General features: G+C 51.5%; 1 pseudogene. It reads right to left on the bottom strand.

What is annotated here, in order from left to right:
• Positions 1 to 260 (bottom strand): annotated as a pseudogene (locus HMPREF2572_RS09185) (calcium-binding protein); the annotation flags it as partial.

Raw genomic sequence — 260 nt, 5'->3', positions numbered from 1 at the left:
ACGTTGGTTGGGGCGGTGTAGGAAACGCTGCTGTAAATGGTATCGGTCCCTTCAAACCATCCTTCAGTAACGGTATCGTTCACATTGTCTACATAGTAAATGTCATCCCCATATCCACCGCTCATGCTGTCTGCACCGCTGCCACCATCTAAAGTGTCGTTGCCGTATCCGCCATCGAGCAGGTCGTTTCCTTCGCCTCCTTGTAGAACGTCATTTCCACTACCTCCGTAAAGATAGTCGCGATCATCGCCGCCCATCAG

Source organism: Neisseria sp. HMSC064E01 (assembly GCF_001808875.1).
GTDB classification, from domain to species: domain Bacteria; phylum Pseudomonadota; class Gammaproteobacteria; order Burkholderiales; family Neisseriaceae; genus Neisseria; species Neisseria sicca_A.
The sequence above is the reverse complement of the archived record's forward strand: the minus strand, read 5'-3'. Positions and strand labels throughout refer to the sequence as shown.